General features: G+C 67.7%; 20 protein-coding genes and 2 pseudogenes. 12 read left to right on the top strand and 10 right to left on the bottom strand.

Annotated features, from left to right (window positions below; translation table 11 throughout):
- Positions 1-13: 13 nt before the first annotated feature.
- Positions 14-76 (top strand): annotated as a pseudogene (locus ACWDR4_RS14340) (hypothetical protein); the annotation flags it as partial.
- 48 nt (positions 77-124) lie between these two features.
- Here ACWDR4_RS14340 and ACWDR4_RS14335 read toward each other — a convergent pair.
- From ACWDR4_RS14335 to ACWDR4_RS14310, 6 genes are all read right to left on the bottom strand, one after another.
- A complete protein-coding gene (locus ACWDR4_RS14335) occupies positions 125-2,002 on the bottom strand; it encodes a DNA/RNA non-specific endonuclease (protein ID WP_450408167.1) in 1,878 nt (625 codons plus the stop codon).
- A gap of 43 nt (positions 2,003-2,045) precedes the next feature.
- Entirely contained in the window at positions 2,046-2,468 is a 423-nt protein-coding gene (locus ACWDR4_RS14330; protein ID WP_450408164.1) for a hypothetical protein, read from the bottom strand.
- Between the two features lie 2 nt (positions 2,469-2,470).
- A complete protein-coding gene (locus tag ACWDR4_RS14325) occupies positions 2,471-2,863 on the bottom strand; it encodes a hypothetical protein (RefSeq protein WP_450408162.1) in 393 nt (130 codons plus the stop codon).
- A 62-nt stretch (positions 2,864-2,925) separates the two neighbouring features.
- Positions 2,926-3,210 carry a carboxypeptidase-like regulatory domain-containing protein gene (locus ACWDR4_RS14320; protein WP_450408159.1) on the bottom strand — a complete coding sequence of 95 codons (285 nt, stop codon included), beginning with the start codon at positions 3,208-3,210 and terminating at the stop codon, positions 2,926-2,928.
- Between the two features lie 33 nt (positions 3,211-3,243).
- Entirely contained in the window at positions 3,244-4,176 is a 933-nt protein-coding gene (locus ACWDR4_RS14315) for a trypsin-like serine peptidase (RefSeq protein WP_450408156.1), read from the bottom strand.
- Positions 4,177-4,400: 224 nt separating this feature from the next.
- A complete protein-coding gene (locus ACWDR4_RS14310) occupies positions 4,401-5,045 on the bottom strand; it encodes a hypothetical protein (protein ID WP_450408155.1) in 645 nt (214 codons plus the stop codon).
- 235 nt (positions 5,046-5,280) lie between these two features.
- Here ACWDR4_RS14310 and ACWDR4_RS14305 point away from each other — a divergent pair, with 235 nt between their 5' ends.
- The 3 genes from ACWDR4_RS14305 (at position 5,281) to ACWDR4_RS14295 (ending at position 8,120) form a co-directional block, all read left to right on the top strand.
- Positions 5,281-6,423 carry a sensor histidine kinase gene (locus ACWDR4_RS14305; protein WP_450408153.1) on the top strand — a complete coding sequence of 381 codons (1,143 nt, stop codon included), beginning with the start codon at positions 5,281-5,283 and terminating at the stop codon, positions 6,421-6,423.
- A 1-nt stretch (position 6,424) separates the two neighbouring features.
- The gene (locus ACWDR4_RS14300; protein WP_450408150.1) at positions 6,425-7,084 is read left to right on the top strand and encodes a response regulator; all 660 of its coding nucleotides are present in this window, start codon (positions 6,425-6,427) and stop codon (positions 7,082-7,084) included.
- A gap of 184 nt (positions 7,085-7,268) precedes the next feature.
- The gene (locus ACWDR4_RS14295) at positions 7,269-8,120 is read left to right on the top strand and encodes an SCO2400 family protein (RefSeq protein ID WP_450408147.1); all 852 of its coding nucleotides are present in this window, start codon (positions 7,269-7,271) and stop codon (positions 8,118-8,120) included.
- A gap of 19 nt (positions 8,121-8,139) precedes the next feature.
- On the opposite strand, the gene ACWDR4_RS14290 is transcribed toward ACWDR4_RS14295, so the two are convergent.
- Positions 8,140-9,822, bottom strand: a complete 1,683-nt coding sequence (locus tag ACWDR4_RS14290; RefSeq protein ID WP_450408144.1) for a serine/threonine-protein kinase — start codon at positions 9,820-9,822, stop codon at positions 8,140-8,142.
- Between the two features lie 130 nt (positions 9,823-9,952).
- Here ACWDR4_RS14290 and ACWDR4_RS14285 point away from each other — a divergent pair, with 130 nt between their 5' ends.
- The gene (locus ACWDR4_RS14285) at positions 9,953-10,597 is read left to right on the top strand and encodes a DNA alkylation repair protein (RefSeq protein ID WP_450408196.1); all 645 of its coding nucleotides are present in this window, start codon (positions 9,953-9,955) and stop codon (positions 10,595-10,597) included.
- A gap of 12 nt (positions 10,598-10,609) precedes the next feature.
- Here ACWDR4_RS14285 and ACWDR4_RS14280 read toward each other — a convergent pair whose 3' ends face one another.
- The 3 genes from ACWDR4_RS14280 to ACWDR4_RS14270 all read right to left on the bottom strand — a co-directional run bounded on the left by ACWDR4_RS14280 (position 10,610) and on the right by ACWDR4_RS14270 (position 13,373).
- Positions 10,610-11,950, bottom strand: a complete 1,341-nt coding sequence (locus ACWDR4_RS14280) for a CynX/NimT family MFS transporter (protein WP_450408141.1) — start codon at positions 11,948-11,950, stop codon at positions 10,610-10,612.
- Between the two features lie 20 nt (positions 11,951-11,970).
- Positions 11,971-12,861, bottom strand: coding sequence for an ectoine hydroxylase (gene thpD / locus ACWDR4_RS14275; protein WP_450408194.1), 891 nt, complete (start codon positions 12,859-12,861; stop codon positions 11,971-11,973).
- A 98-nt stretch (positions 12,862-12,959) separates the two neighbouring features.
- The gene (locus ACWDR4_RS14270; protein WP_450408139.1) at positions 12,960-13,373 is read right to left on the bottom strand and encodes an ectoine synthase; all 414 of its coding nucleotides are present in this window, start codon (positions 13,371-13,373) and stop codon (positions 12,960-12,962) included.
- 523 nt (positions 13,374-13,896) lie between these two features.
- On the opposite strand from ACWDR4_RS14270, the gene ACWDR4_RS14265 reads away from it, so the two are divergent.
- From ACWDR4_RS14265 to cmlS, 7 genes and pseudogenes are all read left to right on the top strand, one after another.
- Entirely contained in the window at positions 13,897-14,694 is a 798-nt protein-coding gene (locus ACWDR4_RS14265) for a streptomycin biosynthesis protein (RefSeq protein WP_450408136.1), read from the top strand.
- 163 nt (positions 14,695-14,857) lie between these two features.
- Positions 14,858-16,183, top strand: coding sequence for a cation:proton antiporter (locus ACWDR4_RS14260; RefSeq protein WP_450408133.1), 1,326 nt, complete (start codon positions 14,858-14,860; stop codon positions 16,181-16,183).
- A gap of 78 nt (positions 16,184-16,261) precedes the next feature.
- Positions 16,262-16,579, top strand: coding sequence for a hypothetical protein (locus tag ACWDR4_RS14255; protein WP_450408131.1), 318 nt, complete (start codon positions 16,262-16,264; stop codon positions 16,577-16,579).
- A gap of 19 nt (positions 16,580-16,598) precedes the next feature.
- On the top strand, positions 16,599-17,297 hold the full coding sequence (locus ACWDR4_RS14250; RefSeq protein WP_450408129.1) for an SDR family NAD(P)-dependent oxidoreductase: 699 nt from the start codon (positions 16,599-16,601) through the stop codon (positions 17,295-17,297).
- Positions 17,294-18,679, top strand: a complete 1,386-nt coding sequence (locus tag ACWDR4_RS14245; protein WP_450408127.1) for an ANL family adenylate-forming protein — start codon at positions 17,294-17,296, stop codon at positions 18,677-18,679. The genes ACWDR4_RS14250 and ACWDR4_RS14245 overlap by 4 nt, the downstream gene beginning before the upstream one ends.
- Positions 18,676-19,320 carry a hypothetical protein gene (locus tag ACWDR4_RS14240; RefSeq protein WP_450408126.1) on the top strand — a complete coding sequence of 215 codons (645 nt, stop codon included), beginning with the start codon at positions 18,676-18,678 and terminating at the stop codon, positions 19,318-19,320. Before ACWDR4_RS14245 ends, ACWDR4_RS14240 begins: the two co-directional genes overlap by 4 nt.
- Before the next feature lie 26 nt (positions 19,321-19,346).
- Positions 19,347-21,044, top strand: a pseudogene (cmlS, locus tag ACWDR4_RS14235) (chloramphenicol-biosynthetic FADH2-dependent halogenase CmlS); the annotation flags it as partial.
- Between the last annotated feature and the right edge of the window lie 11 nt (positions 21,045-21,055).

The following is a 21,055-nucleotide window of genomic DNA, read 5'->3' as shown; positions in this document are numbered from 1 at the left end:
AGGGCCGTACCACCTGCTCGGCTGGTCGTTCGGCGGACTGCTCGCGTACGAGATCGCGGTGCAACTGCGGGCCGCCGGACACCAGGTGCCGAGCCCGGGGCGTCCGCTGCGACCCAGCCTGCGATCAGTCCCAGTGGATGTCGGCCAGACTCTCCAGCGGCGTCCGCTCGGCGATCGCCTCGGGCACGAGCAGCTTGTCCCCCTTGTGAAGGGAGGAGGGGAAACGAATGTGGGCGCGTTCCTCGATCTCGTCGAGCGTGACCTGGAAGACGCGGAACTCATCGAGGTCCAGGGATTCGAGCTGGTCCAGGTTCTGGGTGAGCACGAACGCCTTCGTCTTCAGTTCGCCCCGTTCGGTGAAGGTGATGACCTTCCAGAACTCGCGAGGGATCTTGACGCCTCGGAAGACATGATCGTCGTCCTGGAAGACCGGTCCCCCGAAGACACTGACCTTGAGGTCGTCGACGTCGACATCGGCGAAGACCACGTCCTCCAGCTTTCCCCACAGCCCGTTCTTCGAGCTCTGGTTGAAGTCGTCCATCTGCGGGGTGATGTTGGTGTAGAAGAACGAGTCGGTGTTCGCCTTCTGCGCTTCCGGCAGGCTGCCCCACAGCAGATCGGCGCGCCGCGCTATGTGGCCGCGGTCGAGGCGGTTGGCCTCGTACAGCTCGTTGCCCACCTGGACGTCGGCAGCGAGCCGCGGGTCCTTGGTGAAGGGGATTCCGGACCGGCTGAGTCGCTTGAGGGAGCCGCCGTCGATGTTCCATCCGACCCAGAACGGGAAGTGGCGCTTCTTGCTGAGTGCCAGCGAGAAGTGCGTGTACGGGATGACCTCGGAGCCGTCGAGCCGCACCGCATCACGGGTGATCTCGGCGGTGAGTTGCGGTATCTCTATCTGCTCGCCCAGGAAGTCCGGGTCGTAGCCCTGCAGAGGCGTGACGTCCTCGGGCGACAGCCCATGCAGGCTGATGTCGAGCTTCTCGAAGACCGAACTCGCCAGACAGGCCAGCGCGTGTTCATCGGAGTTGCCTTCGTCCTCCCCACCGAAGTGCAGCCCGGCAATGATCTCGCTCGCTGTTCCGTCGCTCTGCTCGAACAGCCATACCGCGCCGGAGTCGCCCCCGCTGCTGATCTCGCCGTTAGCCGCCGGATGGTCGTCGTCGGGTCCGATCTCGAAGCAGCCGATGGTCTTCTCGCCGACATCACCCCCGTAGTCGATCTTGGCCATGGTGTCGATGCGGCGGACCACTCCATGGGTGACCCCGGTGGTACGTCCGCTCTTGACGACCTTGTCGCCGAGTTCGGGCTCACCCAGTTCCTTGGGCGCCACACCGAGTTCAAAGATCTTCTGGTCGAAGTCGCGGCTCGGATCGATGCTCGCGACCGCACAGTCACCGGCGGCACCGAGGTGGGACCGCTTCAGGACGCCGAGGCGGTTCCGGGAGACACGGTTGTCGTCGAACTTGCCGGGCTGCACGACGCCCTCGCCCAGGTCTCCGGCCGGCCCGTGCAGAACGTGCCAGTTGCTCAGCACGTACGGGGTGCCGTCGGCCTTGTCGAACACGATGCAGCCGATCGTGCCGGCCGAGACGGTGACAGCCCCGACACTCGCTCCGGGAACGACCGGCTTCATGCGGGTCTTGCGATCCGGCTTGTCGACCTCGGCCACGACATGGAACTGCGTCGTGTAGCGGCGCTCGATGACGTCGGTGGGTATCTCGACACCGTCCACCGTGATGGCCGCCGGTATCCGAGTCGTACCCAGCGCGTCCAGCGCTTCCGGCTGGACCTTGCTGTTGACCGTGAACTGCAGCACGATCTGCTTTCCCCGCGTGCCGTTCTTGACTTTGTGGCCGATGCCGACGGACGAGACGTTGGGATCCTTGAGCAGGTTCTGGCCCTGGGCGCGGATGTAGTGCCGAAGGGACTCGATCTTCTTGTCCTGGGCGGAGACCGGCTTCCGGGGCGGCGCGGCTGTCTTCTTCTTGCCGTTGGTGACCATGAGGGGTGTGCGTCCTTTCGCAGAGGGAGGGACCACGCGCCTCTCAGCGTCGTCCCGTGAGACCCGCCGCGCCGGTGGCGGACACCTCGAGCGCACCGGCGACGGCGGCCGGGAGCGCCGTGACGGCTCTGGTCGGCGGATTGAGGTTGACGAGGCCGGACCTGACCTTGACCGTGCTGACCAGCCGGCTCTGGGTGTCGCCGATCAGCAGGCAGGACCGGAACGCCTCCTGGCGGACGTAGATCCGCGGGCCGTTCTCGTCGGTCCAAAGGGTGCCGTCGGAGGCTTCTCCGTAGATGTACGACCAGGTGTTGTTCGTGTCGAGGACGTACGCCTCGCCGCCGGGCCGGATGTTCCACCAGCCGCGTGTCCCCCAGCGGCCGTAATCGGCGCAGGTGTCGGGACTGAAGAAGAGAATGGCGACGGAGACGGTCAGGTGGTATCGGTTGCGGATGCGGAGTTCCATGATCAACGCTCTCCTTCCTGGAACCGGATGCGCAGCGGCCTGTGATCGACGGGCTCGTCGCCCGGAGGGAGCTGGAAGCTCGACATCCCGTCGCTCTCACCGGCGGAGGACGTGACCGGGGCGCCGCCGAAAGCGGCCGTCGGGTCCGTCGGCCGTTGCCCGCCGGATACCTCCCGCTCCTGGAACTGCTGCTGCAGCGGCCGCAGATCGAGGGGATCCTCGCCCGGCGGAAGCTGCTCGTCCGTCGTGGTCGCGGAGCCCTCGTCCTTCGGGGACCCGGCGCCCTGAGCCGCGTGGAACGCCTCCCACAGATCGGCGTCGGTCCGCTGTGACGATGCCTCCATTTCGAAGTCGCCGGTGGGGTCGGGCTGCTTTCGCAGGGCGTTTTCGCTCATCTCTTCCTCCTGGTTCCGTCGGTGCGACAGGCGGTGGAGAAGTGCGCGTGGGGTGTGGAAGCTCAGACGCGGAAGAGCGCCTGGGCCGGTCGGCCGCCGTGTGCGGTCACGCTCGTCTCCGAGACGCTGCCGTCCGGTGTCCTGCACTGGACGGTGTAGACACCGTCGGCACGGACGGAGAGCGTGAAACTCCCGTCCGCGGCGGACAGCACGGCGATATCGGGATACGGCTCCGGTCCGCCGGTGAGATACACGCTGGCGTCCGGAACGGGGTTGCCGGTCACGTCCCGCACCACTCCGGTGATCAGGCGTGCCGACTCGTCGCTGTGCGGCACCGGCGTCTTCACCACCTTCGGCGGGGGCGCGATGGGCGCCGACCGTCATGCGGTCCAGGCCAGCAGGTTGTCGTGGACGGGCCTGGTGATCCTTGTCCCGGAGTTGACGGTCGCCCCACCATAGGCGTGCACCGCGATGCCGTAGCGGCCGCCGTTGACCATGCGGTACACCGCGCTGCCGCTCTGTCCGCCGGCCGTGTCGATGTCGTAGTACACCTTCAGCGGGTTCACCGAGCTGATGCCACGGCCGTCGTACCACTGCGTACCCGAGGGTTTGTCCCCAGGGTATCCGGAGATGTTTCCGACGGACTTGAGCAGATCCGCGTCCGGCCACGCCCCGAAGCCGAACCATCCGGTGGTGGAGCCCAGTTCCGTGGGGATGACGACGGCGCCGTAGTCGTAGTTCTCGTCGCCTGAGTCGGTCCAGCCCAGCACCGAGCGGAAGTTGGTACTGGTCACAGATCCGTACGGCAGCGCCGTGCCGTTGCGGCCGGGCATGACCTGGATGCTCTTGACCCATCCGTCACGTCCGGGCACACCGCTGTTCTTGATGTACACCACGTGGCCGGCCGTCGCGAGCGTGTGCTGCCCGATGAACCATGCGGTGCCGATCCACCGGGAGTTGTCCGCGGCGGTGATGAGCAATGACGCGTGCACCCGCCACGGATAGATCGCCGTGTTCGTGACCTGGACACGGTCGTCCAGCAGGTGAACGGTCTCGGCCACCGGGTGCGCCGGCCCGAACGACGCCTCACCGATGTCGGGCAGTTGGGCGGTCGGCGCCGTCCATACCGCGGCGGAGAGGGCGTCGTACTCCGGGCGCCGGTAGCCCTCCACGTTCTCCAGGCCGTCGGAACCGGGCGGGACGGGTGTTCCCGCCAGGCCCTCCGACGGGCTGCGGAAGACCGGCTGCTCCGCGGCGATGGCCGACAGTTCTTCCGGCTGGTTCGACGCGGCCGTGTGCGGATCGCGTGTCATGTCCCTGGTCCCTTCCCTGGGGAGACCGGCGCGCCACGGTCCGCCGGCGACTGCCGGCAGACGACTGGGGTGGATACGCCGACGGAAGACGAGGAACCGCAGGAGCGGGGAAGGGGCGGCAGTGGCTCTGCCGGACGGTGCCGTGCTGCGGCGACATGGTCTCGGCCCACAATGGGTACAAGCTCCCTCATCAGCCACGATAAGCCCATTCGGGTGATCTGGCATCAGAAGCCGGCACCGCCCGAGACCGCCCGGCGCCCAGGGCTTCCCTTCCTCTCCGGCTCGTCCGTGTGCAGCAGCGCGACCGAGAGCCAGATCAGGATCACGCCGACCAGGATGTGCAGCGAACTCGTGAGCAGGGACTCCGGCAGTGAGGTGAGGAACGCGAACAGGGGCAGGACGACGGCGTACCCCCACGACGGGACCCTCGGGAACACCCGCGCGCGGAGCAGGGCCGCCCCGAACAGGGCGCAGCCCACGGCGAAGACGGCCGCGGAGCCGATGAGCACGGGGACCGTGGGACCGGTCAGGGTCTCGTCCAGGACGTCCTCGTCGAAGAAGAACAGCACCAGGTTCCCGGCGTACGCGGCGCCGCCGAACAGGCCGAGACCGATGAGGTTCACGGTGTGGGCGACGTCCCCGAAGCGGCCGGTGGCCGGGCTCTGCCGCCGGTGCAGCGCGGTGAGCAGCGGCAGGGCGAACGCCGGGGACAGGGCGAGCGGGACGCTGGTCGCGGAGGTCTCCCCGGTGAAGATCTCGACCAGCGCGGGCAGGGCGATCAGCAGACCGGCCAACGCCCCGCAGAGGGCGCCGGCACGGGCCGTCGTTGAATCGGCTGTCGTCGAAGTGGTGGGCAAGGACGAGGACATGGGACCGCTCCGGTTGCTCGGACAGTGGGTCAGGGCGGCAACCGTAGGGAGCGGGCGGCCTGCGGCGGGAGGTGTGGGGCGGCGACATCGGGTGGCCGGAGGTCACCATCTCCCGGGCGGTGTACGGCCGTTCGGCATGTGCCGATCGTCCCGACCCGGCCGGGGTTTCCTCGCCGGGGTCCCTCAGGTGCCGCCCGCGGCTTAGCCTGGCGACAGCGGTGGGTGAGGGGGTGTCATGGCGGCGTACGTGCCCGTGCGGTGGGTGGCGCCGCTGCTGTACGGCGCGGTGCTCGTCGGCGGTCTGTACTACGCGGCGGCCGGTCTGGGCGAGGGCCCGGGGCCGTCGGGGTGGCGGACGGCCGGGTTCGTCGCCGCGATCGGGGCGCTCTTCGCCCTGGAGGCGGCGGTACGGCGTCGGCCCGCGTCCCGGGTGCCGGCGCTGCTGGCGCGGTGCGGTCTGATCGTCGCGGTGGTGCTCCTCGACACCTCGGGACTGTCCCAAGTGCTGTTCGTGCTGCTGCCGTTCACCGCCTACTTCGCCTTCGGCCGCACGACCGCGCTCGCGCTGGGCGCGCTGTGCCTGGCGGGGCTGCTCACCTCGTACGTACTGACCGCGCCCGGCTGGTACCGCGACCTGGAGCGCGTGTCCGATCTGTTGATGCTCACCGTCGGCCTGGTGCTGGCACTCTCCATGGCCGCCGTGGCCGTCGGCGAACAGCGGGCGCGGCTCGAACTCCAGGAGTACGCCGCCCGGGTCGCCGAGCTGTCCGCCGCCGCCGAGCGCAACCGGCTGGCCCGGGACATCCACGACAGCCTCGGTCACCATCTCACCGCGATGTCCGTGCAGTTGGAGATGGCCTCGGACTTCCGGGCCCTGGACCCCGACGCCGCCCAGCGGGCGCTGAACGAGGCGAGGCGGTCGGTGCGGCTCGCGCTGGGCGACGTACGGCAGTCGGTGCGGGCGCTGCGCGACGAGGCGGTGCGGCCCGCGCTGTCGGCCGCGCTGGCCGGCCTGGCGCTGGACGGCGGGGCGCCGCCGCTGGTGACCGTCGAGGTGAGCGGCGAGGAGGACGGCTACGGCACCGCCGAGTTGACCGCCCTGTTCCGGGCCGCGCAGGAGGGTGTGACCAACGCGCGCCGGCATGCGCTGGCCTCGCGGGTGACGGTGGTGGTCCGGCTGGCCGGGGACACCGCGCGGCTGGTGGTGACGGACGACGGCCGCGGCTTCGCACCGGCCACGGCCGCCGGTGGGTTCGGGCTGGTCGGGATGCGGGAACGGGTGCAGTTGGTGGCCGGGAGGGTGGAGATCGACAGCGGCCCGGGCGCCGGTACCCGGCTTACGGTGACGGTTCCGCGCGGGCGGACGGGGGTGGCGTGACATGGACCAGGAGCCGACACCGACGTCTGTGCGGGTGCTGGTGGTGGACGACCAGCGGCTCATCCGGGACGGCATCGCCTCCCTGCTGTCCATCCGGCCAGGCATCGAGATCGTCGGTACGGCGGTCGACGGCCGGGACGCCGTGGCGAAAGCCCTCGAACTGGGCCCGGACGTCGTCCTCATGGACGTACGGATGCCGGAGATGGACGGCGTCGAGGCGGTGGCCGTCCTGCGCGGCCGGGCCCCGGAGTGCCGCGTGGTGATGCTGACGACGTTCGACGACGAGGAGTACGTCGTCCAGGCACTGCGCGCCGGAGCCCACGGCTATCTGCTCAAGGACCTGCCCGCCGAGGAACTCGCCCACGCGGTACGCCTGGCACACGCCGGCGTCACCCAGCTCGACTCCTCCGTCGCCCGCCACCTCACCGCCGCCCTGCCGTCCCCCTCCCCCGCCGGCGCGCCTCCCGCCGTGTCGCTGAGCCCGCGCGAGACGGACATCCTGCGGCTCCTGGCACACGGCCACACCAACCGCGAGATCGCCGCACGGCTGTACGTCAGCGAGGGCACGGTCAAGAACCACGTCTCCCGCATCCTCACCCGCCTCGCCCTGCGCGACCGCACTCAGGCGGCGCTGCGCGCACGGGACCTCGGCCTGTTGTGAAGCCCGTACGGGCCAAATGCCGTGCAACCAGAGGAAACGGCACGTGGATGTGTCGTACGGCGGTCATGGCCAGGACGCATCTGCGCAGGAGCGTCACACAGGCTGCACACACCCCCTGGAAAGCCTCGCTACCTTTGCTCGCGACTCGCTCCCCCGTGCGAAAGTGAACACAGGAAGACCCCAGATGGACTACTGCTCCACGTGTCGTCGGCATCTCAACGGCGCCCTCGTATGCCCCGGGTGCGGCGCCTATGCCCCGGACATCGCTCCCCTCGCCGTCGGAACACGGACCCCGTACGCCGCGACGGGTGGGGCAGAGCGGCAGGCCTCTGCCGCCCCGTGGAACGAGGTGGATCCCGGCGCCGAGGAACTCGGCCGGGCGCCGCAGGAGCAGCCGTACGACGGCTCGGATGTCGATGTCCCGGCGCCCGCGCCTGTGGGCCGGGCGGCGCGGCGTCGGCAGCGGGAGCGCTGGAAGAAGACGCAGCGCAGGGCCCTGGTCGCCACAGCCGTCGCCCTGGTCGGCGGAGGCATGACCGTCTCCTCGCTGAACCGCCAGTCCACGGACCGGACGCAGGCGGCCACCGCGCCGGACCGGGAGGTCATGGGGATCGCGGAGGAGCAGGCCACGGAGCCCGTTCCGATCTCGTCGACGCCGACCGACACCACCTACCGGGCCGGGCGCGTCTCGCCCGTCGCCACCGGCTCCTCCACGGCGAACGCGCCGCACGAGCAGTCCGCCGTGACGCCCCGGGCCACGCCGACGGCCCCGACGGCGGTCCAGCAGGACAGCGTCAAGGTTCCGTTGACGGCGGCGACGACCTCGGCCGTGTCGCAGACGGCCTCCACGGTGTCCGGTGCCACGGACACCGTCACGGAGACGACGGCCTCCCCCACTCCCTCGGCGACCGACAGCAGCAGCACATCGGACACGGACACGTCGGCGACTCCCTCGCCGTCCGAGTCGTCCTCCTCGTCGTCGGACTCGTCCTCGTCGTCAGAGATCTGTCTGCTCGGGCTGTTGTGCATCAGCTGATCCCAGGGCGAGGAGTCGGTCAGTCCTCGGCGGGTGACACGTCGGTCACCCTGCCCTGGGTGTCCGCCTCCAGGTAGCCGGCGCCGTACTTGTCCGAGAGGTAGACGGCTATCTCGGCCGGGGTGTCGCGCGAGTCGTCGGGCAGCCTCAGCGACAGGTAGCGGTATTCCGGATCGTCGACGTTCAGCTTCTTGTCCGCCTCCGCGAGGAGGGCGGGAAGCCTGTCCCAGTTGAAGATGTCGAGATCGACCGGCTGGTCGCTGCTGGACAGGGAACCACTGTCTGTGCCCTGCTCCACGCCCTCGCCGGGACGGTAGGTGTAGGTGTCGTACCTGGTGTCGCTGCCGTTGACCATCATTCTGGCCGTCGCGAAGTCCGGGTACGCGGTGAAGGAACCGAACCTGTCCCGCCCGCTCTTCTCCTTCAGCGCCTTGATGCTGGAGCGGATGCCGTCCGGGGTGAGCAGCGAGGCGCTCTGTGTCTCCTCGGACTGTTGGGCATCCGGGGCACCGGTGGTCTGTGACGCGCTCGACCGTGGGGACGATGTGGACGTCGGGGAGCCCGATGCCGCGTCACCCGAGTCGCCGCCGAGGGGCAGCAGCCACCACAGCAGGACAGCGGTGAGCGAGGTTCCCGAAACACCCAACAGGGCTATCAGCCCAGGCACACGTCTGCGTGCGGGCGGTGCGGGTGCGGTCGCCGGCCGGCCCGTGATCCTCCCGGGCCCGGGGACGACCGGCGGCGGCCCGAACCCGGCGGTGGTCCGCGAGGCCGAGGGGGGCGCGGCAGCGGACGGAGGGGCCAGAGGGTAGGAGGTGGGCTCGTTGTGCCAGGAGTCTGTGGGGGCGGCTGGAGGCGCCGATTCGATCGCGGCCAATTGTCGGTCCAGCACCGTCGTGGACGGCCGCGCCGCAGGATCCCGTACGAGTACGCCCATCAGCACCGGGCCCAGGGCACCGGCCCGGACCGGCGGTGGCACCTCGTCGTGGAGGACGGCGGCGAGGGTGGCCAGGGTGGTGGCCCGGCGCAGCGGATGGTGGCCCTCCACGGCGGTGTACAGCATCATCGCCAGCGACCACAGGTCGGAGGCGGCACCGCCCTCGTGCCCCGAGATGCGCTCCGGGGCCATGAAGTCGGGCGTACCGATGATGGAGCCCGTGGCGGTGAGGCCGGTCGCCTCGCGGATCGCGGCGATGCCGAAGTCGGTGAGCACCGGGCGCCCGTCCGGCCGTAGGAGGACGTTGGCGGGCTTGACGTCCCGGTGCTGGATACCGGCGTCGTGCGCCGCGGTCAGCGCGGCCAGGACTCCCCGGCCGGTCCGCGCCGCCTCGTCCGTCGGCATCGGCCCCTTGGCCAGCCGGTCGGCCAGCGAGCCGCCGCTGACCAGCTCCATGACGATCCACGGGTAGGTGCCCTCGCCGCCGTCGACGATGTGGTGGATCGTGACGACGTTGGGGTGGTCGATCCGGGCCAGGGCCCTGGCCTCGCGCAGCACCCGCTCGCGCAGCATCCTCGCGCCCTCGGGGTCGTACTCGGCGAGGTCCCGGTCGGGCGGACGGACCTCCTTGACCGCCACCAGCCGGTGCAGCACGACGTCCCTGGCCCGCCAGACGGTGCCCATCCCGCCTCCGCCGAGACGGGCCTCCAGCTCGAAGCGCCCGTCGACGATCCGCCGTCCGGCGCCTCTGTCTGCCTCACTCATGGACGGGAGCCTAGACGCCACCACCGACAACGCTCGCCGCACCCCTCACCGGCCCCGATTCCCGTCGTACGCTGAATCCCGCACGGACGGAAGGGAGGCCGCGGTGACCGAGACGGCGTTGGCCGAGGTGATGGCCGAACTGGCCTCGCTGGAGGACCCCGGAGCACGCGCGGTGAACGAGAAGCACGGTGACGATCACGGTGTGAATCTCACCAAGCTGCGCGCGGTCGCGAAGCGGCTCAAGACACAGCAGGAACTCTCGCGGGGCCTCTGGGAGACGGGTGACACCGCGGCGAGGCTGCTGGCGCTCCTGATCTGCCGCCCCAGGGCGTTCGAGCGGGACGAGCTGGACGCCATGTTGCGTGACGCGCGCGCCCCCAAGGTGCACGACTGGCTCGTGAACTACGTGGTGAAGAAGAACCCGTACGCGGAAGAGCTGCGCGTGAGCTGGTTCGCCGATCCGGATCCCGTGGTCGCGAGTGCCGGCTGGGCGCTGACGACGGAACGCGTCGCGAAGAAGCCCGAGGGCCTCGACCTCGCGGGACTGCTCGACGTGATCGAGGCGGAGATGAAGGACGCCCCGGAGCGGCTGCAGTGGGCGATGAACCACTGTCTGGCCCAGATCGGGATCGAGCACGCCGAACTCCGCACCCGTGCCCTCGACATCGGTGAGCGCCTGGAGGTGCTCAAGAACTACCCGACCTCTCCGGGCTGCACGTCTCCGTTCGCGCCCATCTGGATCACCGAGATGGTGCGCCGCCAGCAGGCCAAGTAGGAGGCTTCACGGTCACGTTCGTGACCGTGCCGCGGGATGCTCCGGTTGGTTCTCCGGCCATGTGGAGTCCAGCCGTACGAAGCCGGGCCGGGCGGCCCGCAGGCCGCACACGAGTTCGGGCACCACGAGCAGCAGCAACAGCCAGATCGACACCTCCCAGCCGCCGGTGACGCTGTGCAGCACACCGAAGCTCAGCGGGCCGCATGCGGCGAGGAGGTAGCCGCCGGACTGGGCCATGCCCGAGAGGCGGGCGGTGACCGTGGCGTCGGGTGAGCGCAGGTTGAGGAGCGTGAGGGCGATCGGGAACGCACTGCCCGTGCCCACCCCGAAGACCGCGATCCAGACCCATCCGGCCTGCGGGGCGAGAAGCAGGCCGCCGAGTCCGATCACCATCAGGGCGACGACCCCGAGGACGAGTGGCCGCTGGTCGCGCAGTTGGGCGGCGACCACCGGTACGACGAAGCCGAGGGGGATGCCGATGATGATGATCACCGAGTTCATCGTCCCGGCGGTGGCGGGCGAGAACCCGTGGTCGTGCATGATCTCGGGCAGCCATGCCGTCAGCGTGTAGAACATCAGCGACGTCATGCCCATGAAGACCATCACGGACCAGGCCAGCGGCGAGCGCAGCAACGACCCCTTCTCCGCATGAGCATGAGCATGAGCATGAGCCGGCGCCCCCTTCTCCGCATGAGCTTCCGTCATGGCCGGCGTGTGAGGGTCCGTGACCGTGACCCTGGCCGAGGAGGCGGAGGCGCTCGGCGCTTTCGGCGTCCGCTTCCGCCCGTGGAGCGCGAGCGGGCCCCACACCAGGGCCGCGATCAGCGACGGGACCGCCCATACGGCCAGGGCCAGCCGCCAGCCACCCATGTGGTCCAGCGGGACGGCCAGGCCCGCTCCGGCGGCGCCGCCGACCGACAGCAGCATCATCGACAGGCCGGTGAGCGAGCCCACGCGGTGCGGGAACACGCGCTTGATGACCGCCGGTACCAGTACATTGCCCGTGGCCATCCCCGCTCCGGCCAGCGCGGTGCCGGTGAACAGCGCCACCTGGGCGGGCAGCACGCGCAGCAGGAGTCCGGCGGTGATCACCACGAGCGCTGCCGTGATCGCCGCCTCGGTACCGATACGGCGGGCCAGCAGGGGGGCGAGCGCGGAGAAGATGCCCAGGCACAGTTCCGGCAGGGTGGCGAGAACGCTGACCTCGACGCCGGTGAGCCCGAACTGGTCCTGCAGCTCGCTCAGGAGCGGGGGGATGCCCGTGATGGCCGCCCGCAGGTTGAGGGTCAGCAGCACCAGACCTACGAGGGTCCAGACCGCGGTGAGACGAGTGATGCGGGGAGTGGAGGTCATGTCGCCCTCGTCCTGCGCGGTCAGCCGGTGAACTCGCGGTTGCCGAGGTGCTGCGGACGCGGCTTGGGTGCGGCGAACGGGGCCTCCAGCGTGTTCACCACACTGTTGTAGACGATGAAGATGTTGGAGCGCGCGAAGGGTGTGATGTTGCCGTTCGACCCGTGCAGCAGGTTCGAGTCGAACATCACCGCGGACCCGGCGGGACCGGTGACCTGCTCGATGCCGTACTGCTCGGCCATCCGCGACAGATGCTCCTGGTCCGGGGAACCGACAGGGAGGCGCTGCACGCGCAGTGACTCCTTGTGGAAGTCGGGCGGGGTCTCCCCCACTGTCTGGATGAACGTCCTGTGGGTGCCCGGCATGACCATGAGCGGGCCGTTGAACGGGTGGTTCTCGCTCAGCGCGATGGACACGCTGAACGCACGCGGCCGGGGCATGCCGTCCTCGGAGTGCCAGGTCTCGAAGTCGGAGTGCCAGTCGAACGGGGCGCCGCCGAAGCCGGGCTTGTAGTTGACGCGGCTCTGGTGGACGTACACGTCCGAGTCGAGGACCTGCCGGGCGATGTCGGTGAGCCGGGGCGAGTGCAGCAGTCCGGCGAAGAGTTCGCTGACCTTCTCGACCTCGAACACGGAGCGCACCCGGTCGGACTCCGGTTCCAGGATCACGCGTTCACTCGCGCGCAGCACCGGGTCCGTGCCGAGCCGCTGCAACTCCGCGCGGAATATTTCCACTTCCTGCGGGGACAGCAGGTTGTCGAGGACCAGGTAGCCGCTGGACTCGTAGCGGCGCAGCTGTTCCGTGCTGAGGGGGCCCGGGGCCTCGCCCCACACAGTGGGGTCGACGCGCGGCTGGGGAACGGCCTCTCCGGTGACCCGGGTGGGGTACAGGTCGGGACGCATGGTGGTGTTCACGGTGTTCATACAGCGGTCTCCTTCACGAGGTAGGAGGTGATGGCGGAGGGAGGTAGGAGGTGATGACGGCGGTACGGGGGCTCGTGTCCGGTCCGGTCTCAGACCGGGTCCACGTCCTCGGCGTCGGTGAGCAACGGGTAGGTGCCGTTCTCGTCGTGGTCCTCCCGGCCGGTCATCGGCGGGTTGAAGACGCAGATGTAGCGGGAGTCGGTCTTGGGACGCAGGGTGTGCCGCTCGTTTCCGTCGAGGAGGTACATGGTTCCCGGGGTGATCCAGTGCTTCTCCCCGGTCTCCTCGTCGGTGAGTTCGGACTCCCCCTCGACGCACAGCACCGCCTCGACATGGTTGGCGTACCACATGAAGGTCTCGGTGCCGGCGTAGACGGTGGTCTCGTGCAGGGAGAAGCCGACCCGCTCACGGGCGAGCACGATCCTCTTGCTCTCCCAGGTACCGGACTTGGACTTGACGACCCGGTCGGTTCCTTCGATGTCGTGGAATGAACGGACGATCACGGTGGTGTAATGCCCCCTTGGTCGCTGATGTGGTCGCTGATGGTTTTCGCCGGGCGTCAATCCAGTAGAACAACAAGGGCGCCGAGCATCAACCATGGGCCTTTTCGCTTACGTTGACATCGACGGCGAGAGACTGTATCCGTGCCGCCCACTCACTCCAGCACTCCAGGTCCAGTCCTGCCCGAGCGTGTATTTCACGCCAACTGCGACTCGTCTGATTCAACGTCGCGACAGGCGGGCACACGCACAGGGCAGCAGGCCGCATCGCGTCGTCCGACCGATGCCGGAATGTGTATTTACTGTGATGAGGACGTACCGGCTGGGGGCCGATATGGAAGCTCAGCTTGACCAAAGCGATCAACCGGAAGACCTTGAATCCAGCGAGCCGATACCTCACTTGGTTCCCTTGGATCAGCTTCGTCCGGCTGATTCGCCTCGCCTCGCAGGGGAGGACGAACAACACGCCCAGAGGCTGGTCGAGAGTGAAACCGAGTGGCCACCCATCCTGGTCCACAGGTCCACCATGCAGGTGATCGACGGGATGCACAGACTCCGTGCGGCAAAGGCCACGGGGTGCCGTTCCATCAAGGTCGAATTCTTCGACGGTACCGAGGAAGCGGCTTTCGTCGAGGCCGTGCGGGCGAACATCAGGCACGGCCTGCCGCTTTCCCTGGAGGACCGGCGTTCGGCGGCCCAACGCATCCTTGTCTCACAGCAGAACATGTCGGACCGGGCGATCGCCGAGTGCACGGGGTTGTCCACCAAGACGGTCGGCGGTATCCGACGGCGGCTGAATCAGGGCTCCTCGCAGCAGGAAGTGCGGGTGGGCAGGGACGGTCGCCGTCATCCGCTCAGCGCCGCCGACGGCCGACGGCAGGCGGCCGAGACACTGGCGGCCGAGCCCCTCACCCCGCTGCGGCAGATCGCCAAGGACGCCGGGGTTTCCGTGGGCACCGCGCACGACGTCAGGGAACGGATACGCCGGGGCGAGGATCCCGTCGCACCCAGAGACCGCCATAAACGGCGTCTTCCCGTCGCCGCTCCAAAAGTCGCCGCTCCGAAAAAGGAGCGGAAAACGAAAGACATGCAGACCCGACTGCGATCCTTAGGAAGGGACCCTTCACTGAGATTATCGGAGTCGGGCCGAGAGCTATTGCGGTGGCTGCATCTCCAGCAACGCGCAAAAGTGAAGTATCCGCACGTTGTCGACAACATACCGCCCCACCTCGCGGAAACAGTGGCCGAACTGGCCATCCAGTGCTCCGAAATGTGGCAGAAGCTCGCCCAGGAACTCGAGGAACGTGCGCAGCAGCAGGACTAGCGGGTGATGCCACTGGTGCCGGAGGGGGCCCTGTTCAACTGGGGAAAACACACAGTTGAACAGGACCCTTCTTGGTTGGCCTACGGCGACTTATCTCTGCACCAATGCGTTCGAGTGGGTTCGTGACTAGGCTCTTCAACCTTATTCCCGGGTTGGAGGAAACGTGCTTTTCTCGTCCACGCCGACGACAGTCACGCCGCTCGCCGCTCATGAACTGCTGCTCTTTCTGCTCCAGGTGGCATTGCTGTTGGGACTGGCGCTGTTCTTCGGCAGAATCGCCGCCCGTTTAGGCCTGCCCGCTGTCGTCGGTGAGCTTCTCGTGGGTGTCGTTCTCGGCCCTTCCCTGCTGCTGCGGCTGGCCCCCGGCCTGTCGAACTGGCTCTTTCCCGGCAGTCAGGAACAGATGCATCTCCTGGACGCCGTCTCCCAGCTCGGCGTGCTGCTGCTCGTCGGTGTCACCGGTATGCACCTGGATCTGGATCTGGTCCGCCGGCGCGGCAGGACGGCGGTGCTCGTCAGCGCGGGTGGCCTGATCGTTCCCCTCGGACTCGGGATCGGGGCGGCGTTTATCTTGCCCGCCGCGCTGGTCCCGGACGGTACGGATCGCGGTGTTTTCGCGCTGTTCCTCGGTGTCGCGATGTGTGTCAGCGCGATCCCGGTCATCGCCAAGACGCTGATGGAGATGCGGCTGCTCCACCGCAATATCGGGCAGCTCACGCTGACCGCCGGAGTGATCGACGACGTCTTCGGCTGGTTCATGCTGTCCGTCGTCTCGTCGATCGCGGTCTCCGGGATGAGCGGTGCGCCGGTTCTGGAGGCGCTCGCTTCGGTGACGCTCGTGGCCCTCGTAGCGCTGACCGCGGGACGATGGCTGGTCCGTCACCTCTTCCGGCTGGTGAGCAGAAGCCCGGAGCCGGGGGTGACGGCCGCTACGGCGGTTGCGGTGATCCTCCTCGCGGCGACCGCTACTCACGCACTGCGTCTTGAACCCATTCTGGGCGCCTTCCTCGGCGGTATTCTCATCGGGCGCGAAGGAAATGTGGAACCGGCCAAACTGGCCCCGCTGCGCACTGTCGCGCTGTACATATTGGCGCCGGTCTTCTTCGCCACCGCCGGTCTTCGAATGGACCTCGGGGCGCTGATCGACGGAAGCGTCGCCCTGGCCGGTCTGGGTATGCTCGTGGTCGCCATCGCCGGTAAGTTTCTCGGCGCCTGGGCCGGTGCGAGTCTCAGCGGCCTGAATCGGTGGGAAGCACTGGCTTTGGGAGCCGGCCTAAATACGCGCGGGGTCATCGAGATCGTCGTGGGTATGGTGGGGCTGCGGCTCGGAATTCTCAGTGTGGCGGCGTACACCATTGTGGTGCTTGTCGCTGTGGTCACCTCTCTCATGGCCCCGCCGATTCTGCGGATGGCGATATCGCGCGTCGAGCGAACGGCCGAGGAGGAGATCCGGGAGGCCGAGCACAGGGAATGGAGCAGACTTCCCTGACTTTCATCTGTCCGGCGCCCGGCCGAAATCGGGTCCACCACATATCGGGTCCACCACATATCGGAAGGCATGTCGACCATGAACGAGCGACTTCTCACCCTCGTGAAAGACGTCGTCGAAGAGGTCAATGAGCGGAGGGACGAGAAGATCCCCACCGCGGAACTCTCCTCCCTCACCCTGTACGGGGACGACGGAGTCTTCGACTCCATGCAACTGGTCAACTTCCTTACGCAGGTGGAGGAGGCCGTCGAGGACGCGTACGACGAGGAGATCTCGCTGACCTCGGAGAAAGCCGTGTCCCAGCGGGTGAGTCCGTTCAGCAGGGTCAGCCGGCTCATCGCATTCATCGAGACGGAACTGGTGGAGACCGGCGCCGCCGTCTCCCAGCCCGTGTGACCGGGCGCGGGCGGACCTGATGATCGCTCTGGTCACCGGAACCAGGACCGGTATAGGAAAGGCTCTGGCGGAACACTTCCTCGAACTCGGGGACACCGTGGTCGGCTGCAGCCGAAGGCCGTCGAGTATCCGTCACCCCGAATACCACCACCACGAGATCGACCTGACCGACGCCGCGCAGACGCGGTCCATGTTCCGCGCGGCCCGCCGCGAGTTCGGGTACTTGGACGCGCTCGTCAACAACGCCGGCACCTCGGTCATGAACCATTTCATGATGACGCCGGAGAAGACGGCCCGCGAAGTGTTCGACCTCAACTTCTTCGCGGTTCTGAACTGTTGCAGGGAGGCCGCCAAACTCCTGCAGAAGAGTCCGGAGGGGGCCGCGGCGATCCTCAACGTCTCGACGGTCGCCGTGCCGTGGGCACTGGACGGACAGCTCGTCTACTCGGCGAGCAAGAGCGCCGTCGAGCAGTTGACCCGGGTCATGAGCAAGGAACTCGCCGAGTTCGGCATACGGGTCAACGGAATCGGCCTGCCGCCGGTCCGTACCGTTCTCACCCGCACGCTCGCGCCGGAAACCCTCGACGCCGTCGTGGACCGGCAGACGATCGGGCGGATGTGCGAGATGGAGGACATCGTCGGCCCCGTCGACTTCCTCACCACGGGCCGGTCCGACTTCGTCACCGGAGAAACGCTGTATCTGGGAGGAGTCCAATGAGGGACACCCCGATCGAAACGAGGGACACCCTGATCGACAGGCTGGAGCGGCTGGGAGACCGCACCGCCGTCGTCCACGAGGAATCGAACCGGACGTACGCCGAACTGGCCGGGGAGATCCGGCGGGTCGAAGTGCTGCTGGACGACGCGGGGGTGATGCCGCACGACGCCGTCGTCCTCAAGGGGGACTTCTCGTTCTCCCACATCGCCGCGCTCTTCGCGCTCTACCGCCGCAGGGCCGTGGTGGTGCCCGTCGTGGTGTTCACCGAGACGACACTGACGGCCGTTCGCGACGCCTGCCGACCCCGGTACGTCGTGGAGGTGGACGGAGGCGTCACGGTCGAACCGTTCGACTCGCCTCCGGGCGAGGCCGCGGAACTCTACGGAGGGCTGATCGAGACCGGCTCGGCCGGACTCGTCCTTCTCTCCAGCGGATCGACGGGGGCGCCGAAGGCGGTCCTGCACAACTTCGACGCCCTGGTGGCGGAGAGGATCGGCGCGAGTGAGCGTGTGGGCAGGAAACCCCCGCACATCCTGCTGTTCCTCCTGGCCGACCACATCGGCGGGATCAACTCGCTGCTGGGCGTCGTACGCGGCGCGGCGACGGCCGTCGTGCCGGCCAGGCGCACACCGGAGGAGATCTGTTCCCTGGTCGAGCGGTACGGCATCCGGCTGCTCCCGACCAGCCCGACCTTTCTCAACCTCGTCCTCATCGGGGGCTTCCAGGAGAAGTTCGACCTCTCCAGTCTGCGGCTGATCACCTACGGGACCGAGCCCATGCCGGAGGAACTCCTCAAGCGCGTCCACGCGGCCTTCCCGCGCGCCCGTCTCCTCCAGACCTTCGGGACCAGCGAGACGGGCATCTCGACCACGCAGAGCGAGTCGTCGTCCAGCACGTACTTCAAGATCTCCGACGAGGGCGTCGAGTACCGGGTCGTGGACGGAGAACTCCAACTGCGCACCAGGACACAGTTCATGGGCTATCTGAACTACTCCAACGAGGCCGTCACCGAGGACGGCTGGTTCCGCACCGGCGACCTCGTGGAGGAGAACGGCGACGGCTACCTCAAGGTCAAGGGCCGTGCGAAGGAGATCATCAACGTCGGCGGCGAGAAGGTCCTGCCGCTCGAACTCGAGTCGATCCTCATGGGCAGCCCCCACATCGCCTACTGCACCGTCTACGGGAAGCCGAACTCGATCACGGGACAGGCCGTCCACGTCGACGTCAAACCCGATGGCGAGATGGGCAGGTCCGAAGTCCGCCGGCATGTGCGCGAGTTCCTCGACGGCAAGGTCGAGCCGTTCAAGATGCCCGCCAAGGTCACTGTCGTCGACGAGATACCTGTTTCGGCCCGGTTCAAGAAGAAGAGGATCCAGCAGTGACACATCTGGTCGTCATAGGGGCGGACAAGTTCGCGTTGGAAGTGGCGCGTTACGCGGAGGATTCCGGTTTCCGCATCGAGCTTTTCCTCGCTGTCGAGGGCGAGGACATCCACGCACCGGACGGGAAGTGGTCGAAGCTCGCCGAGTACGAGCCGGTCGAGCGGACGAAGGTCGTACTCGCCGTGTCCGACATGGAGTTGCGGGACGAGGTGATCGAAAAACACATCCGGCCCCGGGAGTTGGAGGCGGTCAACATCGTCCACCCCTCTTCGCGTGTCGATCCCGGCGCGGTCGAGGGCGAGGGAAACGTCATCGGACCGGACAACTATGTCGGCGTGAACACCGTCCTCGGCAGCTACAACGTCGTCAATTACCGGTGTACGTTCGGGCATCACTCCCGGATCGGGTCGGGCAATTTCTTCGCCCCGAACTTCCACAGCGGAAACAGCGTGGAGATCGGGGACGGGAACTTCTTCGGCCTCGGCTGCACGGTCGCCCCGGAGGTCGCCATCGGCGACGAATGCCGATTCCAGGCGGGGATCACCCTGTTCGAGGACGCCGCGAGCGGCTTCTCCTACCTCTCCCCGAGCCGCATCAAATCCATTAAATCCACCAACTCCGTCAACTCCGCCCAGTCGTAAAGGAAATGCCCATGGACCGATCGACCGTCGCCATCATCGGGGCAGGCCCCGCCGGCTGCACCGCGGCGCTCACACTCAACAAGCTCGGCCATGAACCGGTCGTCTTCGAGCGCGACAGCTTTCCCCGCTACCGGGTCGGGGAGTCCTTCCTCCCCGGTTCGCTGTCCATCTTCAACCGGCTCGGTCTGCAGGACAGGATCGATGCCGCCGGTTTCGTCAAGAAGCCCTCGGCGACTTTCCTGTGGGGCCAGGACGAGGCTCCCTGGACCTTCTCCTTCGCCACCCCGCAGACCTCGCCGTGGGTCTTCGACCACGCCATCCAGGTCAAGCGCGAGGAGTTCGACAAGCTCCTCCTCGACGAGGTCAAGGAACGCGGAATCGAGGTGCACGAGAGCACACCGGTCTCCCAAGTCGACATAGCGGATCCCGCCAGGGTGTTGCTCACCGCGGGCCAGGGCGATGACGCGGGGCACTTCGAGTTCGACTTCGTGATCGACGCCGGCGGTGCCAACGGGCCCCTGGCCCGGAAGCTCAAAGTGCGGCGCTACGACGAGTTCTACAAGAGCTTCGCCATCTGGTCGTACTTCCGCTGCCCCGATCCCTTCGAGGGCGATCTCAAGGGGACGACCTATTCCATCACCTTCGAAGACGGCTGGGTGTGGATGATTCCGCTCAAGGACGATCTCTACAGTGTCGGACTGGTCGTCGACCGCTCGAAGTCGAGCGAGGTGAAGAAGCTGGGCCCCGACCGCTTCTACCGGGAGACCCTCGCCAAGGCCGTCCGCGCCAGGGAGATTCTCGGCGACGCCGAGATGGTCGACGAGGTCCGGGTGGTGCACGACTGGTCGTACGACTCCGAGGTGTACTCCGGCGGACGTTACTTCCTCTCCGGCGACTCGGCCTGCTTCACCGACCCGCTGTTCTCGCAGGGCGTGCACCTGGCCACGCAGTCGGCCGTCTCCGCTGCCGCAGCGATCGACCGCATCAGCAGGCAGGAAGGGGAGTCGGAGGAGGTCCACGCCTGGTACAACCGCGCCTATCGCGAGACCTACGAGCAGTACCACGAGTTCCTCGCCTCCTTCTACACCCTGGCCTCGTTCACCGAACCGGAGTCCGAGTTCTGGGTCAGGCGGCGTATCAGCGAGTCCGACGACGGACGGCTGAACCGCAAGCGCTGGTTCGAGCGGCTGGCCGCGGCCGGCAAGGACGGCACCTGGTCGCCGGCCGACTTCCGCGACCGCGCGACGACCATGATGAGCATCGGACGCCACCAACGCACGGAGCTGAGCGACGAGTTCACCGACCAGGAACTCAACCCCGCGCGCGTGCGCTGGATCAGCCAGTTGACCAAACGGCTCAACCGCATCAAGCGCCTTCAGTGGAACGGCACAGAGGTGGCCCTCAAGCCGTACTACAAGGTCGATCCCGAGACGTTCGGCCTGGAGTTCAAGCAGGTGCTCGCCAACGAGGAGGGCCGCGACATGATCAAGTGGCCCCTGGAGGAGAGGCACCGGCAGATCTTCAGCCGCCTCCTCAAGGAAGAGGTCGGCTACAAGGAGCTGATCCGCGAACTGAGCGACGCCGACCAGCCGGAACTCAGCTCCCAGATCGTCATTCGCCTCATGGAGGCCGGTCTCCTGACCGGCTACGACAAGAACGGCGAAGAGGTCTTCATCCAGGACCGCCTCCGCTTCGACGGAGTGGGAACCGAGTACGAGGTCTGATCCCGCTGTCT

It is taken from the genome of Streptomyces sp. NPDC000878, from assembly GCF_053599695.1.
Note: the sequence above shows the minus strand (reverse complement) of the source record. Positions and strands in the feature narration are given on the sequence as shown.

What these genes read in the sequence shown, in the direction of transcription:
- ACWDR4_RS14285 (WP_450408196.1), top strand. Translation starts at nt 9,953, where the DNA reads ATGGCCGAACTGGCCTCGCTGGAGGACCCCGGAGCACGCGCGGTGAAC.
- ACWDR4_RS14305 (WP_450408153.1), top strand. Translation starts at nt 5,281, where the DNA reads ATGGCGGCGTACGTGCCCGTGCGGTGGGTGGCGCCGCTGCTGTACGGC.
- ACWDR4_RS14335 (WP_450408167.1), bottom strand. Translation starts at nt 2,002, where the DNA reads ATGGTCACCAACGGCAAGAAGAAGACAGCCGCGCCGCCCCGGAAGCCG.
- ACWDR4_RS14280 (WP_450408141.1), bottom strand. Translation starts at nt 11,950, where the DNA reads ATGACCTCCACTCCCCGCATCACTCGTCTCACCGCGGTCTGGACCCTC.
- ACWDR4_RS14290 (WP_450408144.1), bottom strand. Translation starts at nt 9,822, where the DNA reads ATGAGTGAGGCAGACAGAGGCGCCGGACGGCGGATCGTCGACGGGCGC.
- ACWDR4_RS14330 (WP_450408164.1), bottom strand. Translation starts at nt 2,468, where the DNA reads ATGGAACTCCGCATCCGCAACCGATACCACCTGACCGTCTCCGTCGCC.
- ACWDR4_RS14315 (WP_450408156.1), bottom strand. Translation starts at nt 4,176, where the DNA reads ATGACACGCGATCCGCACACGGCCGCGTCGAACCAGCCGGAAGAACTG.
- ACWDR4_RS14300 (WP_450408150.1), top strand. Translation starts at nt 6,425, where the DNA reads ATGGACCAGGAGCCGACACCGACGTCTGTGCGGGTGCTGGTGGTGGAC.
- ACWDR4_RS14325 (WP_450408162.1), bottom strand. Translation starts at nt 2,863, where the DNA reads ATGAGCGAAAACGCCCTGCGAAAGCAGCCCGACCCCACCGGCGACTTC.
- ACWDR4_RS14250 (WP_450408129.1), top strand. Translation starts at nt 16,599, where the DNA reads ATGATCGCTCTGGTCACCGGAACCAGGACCGGTATAGGAAAGGCTCTG.
- ACWDR4_RS14295 (WP_450408147.1), top strand. Translation starts at nt 7,269, where the DNA reads ATGGACTACTGCTCCACGTGTCGTCGGCATCTCAACGGCGCCCTCGTA.
- ACWDR4_RS14265 (WP_450408136.1), top strand. Translation starts at nt 13,897, where the DNA reads ATGCAGGTGATCGACGGGATGCACAGACTCCGTGCGGCAAAGGCCACG.
- ACWDR4_RS14255 (WP_450408131.1), top strand. Translation starts at nt 16,262, where the DNA reads ATGAACGAGCGACTTCTCACCCTCGTGAAAGACGTCGTCGAAGAGGTC.
- ACWDR4_RS14245 (WP_450408127.1), top strand. Translation starts at nt 17,294, where the DNA reads ATGAGGGACACCCCGATCGAAACGAGGGACACCCTGATCGACAGGCTG.
- ACWDR4_RS14310 (WP_450408155.1), bottom strand. Translation starts at nt 5,045, where the DNA reads ATGTCCTCGTCCTTGCCCACCACTTCGACGACAGCCGATTCAACGACG.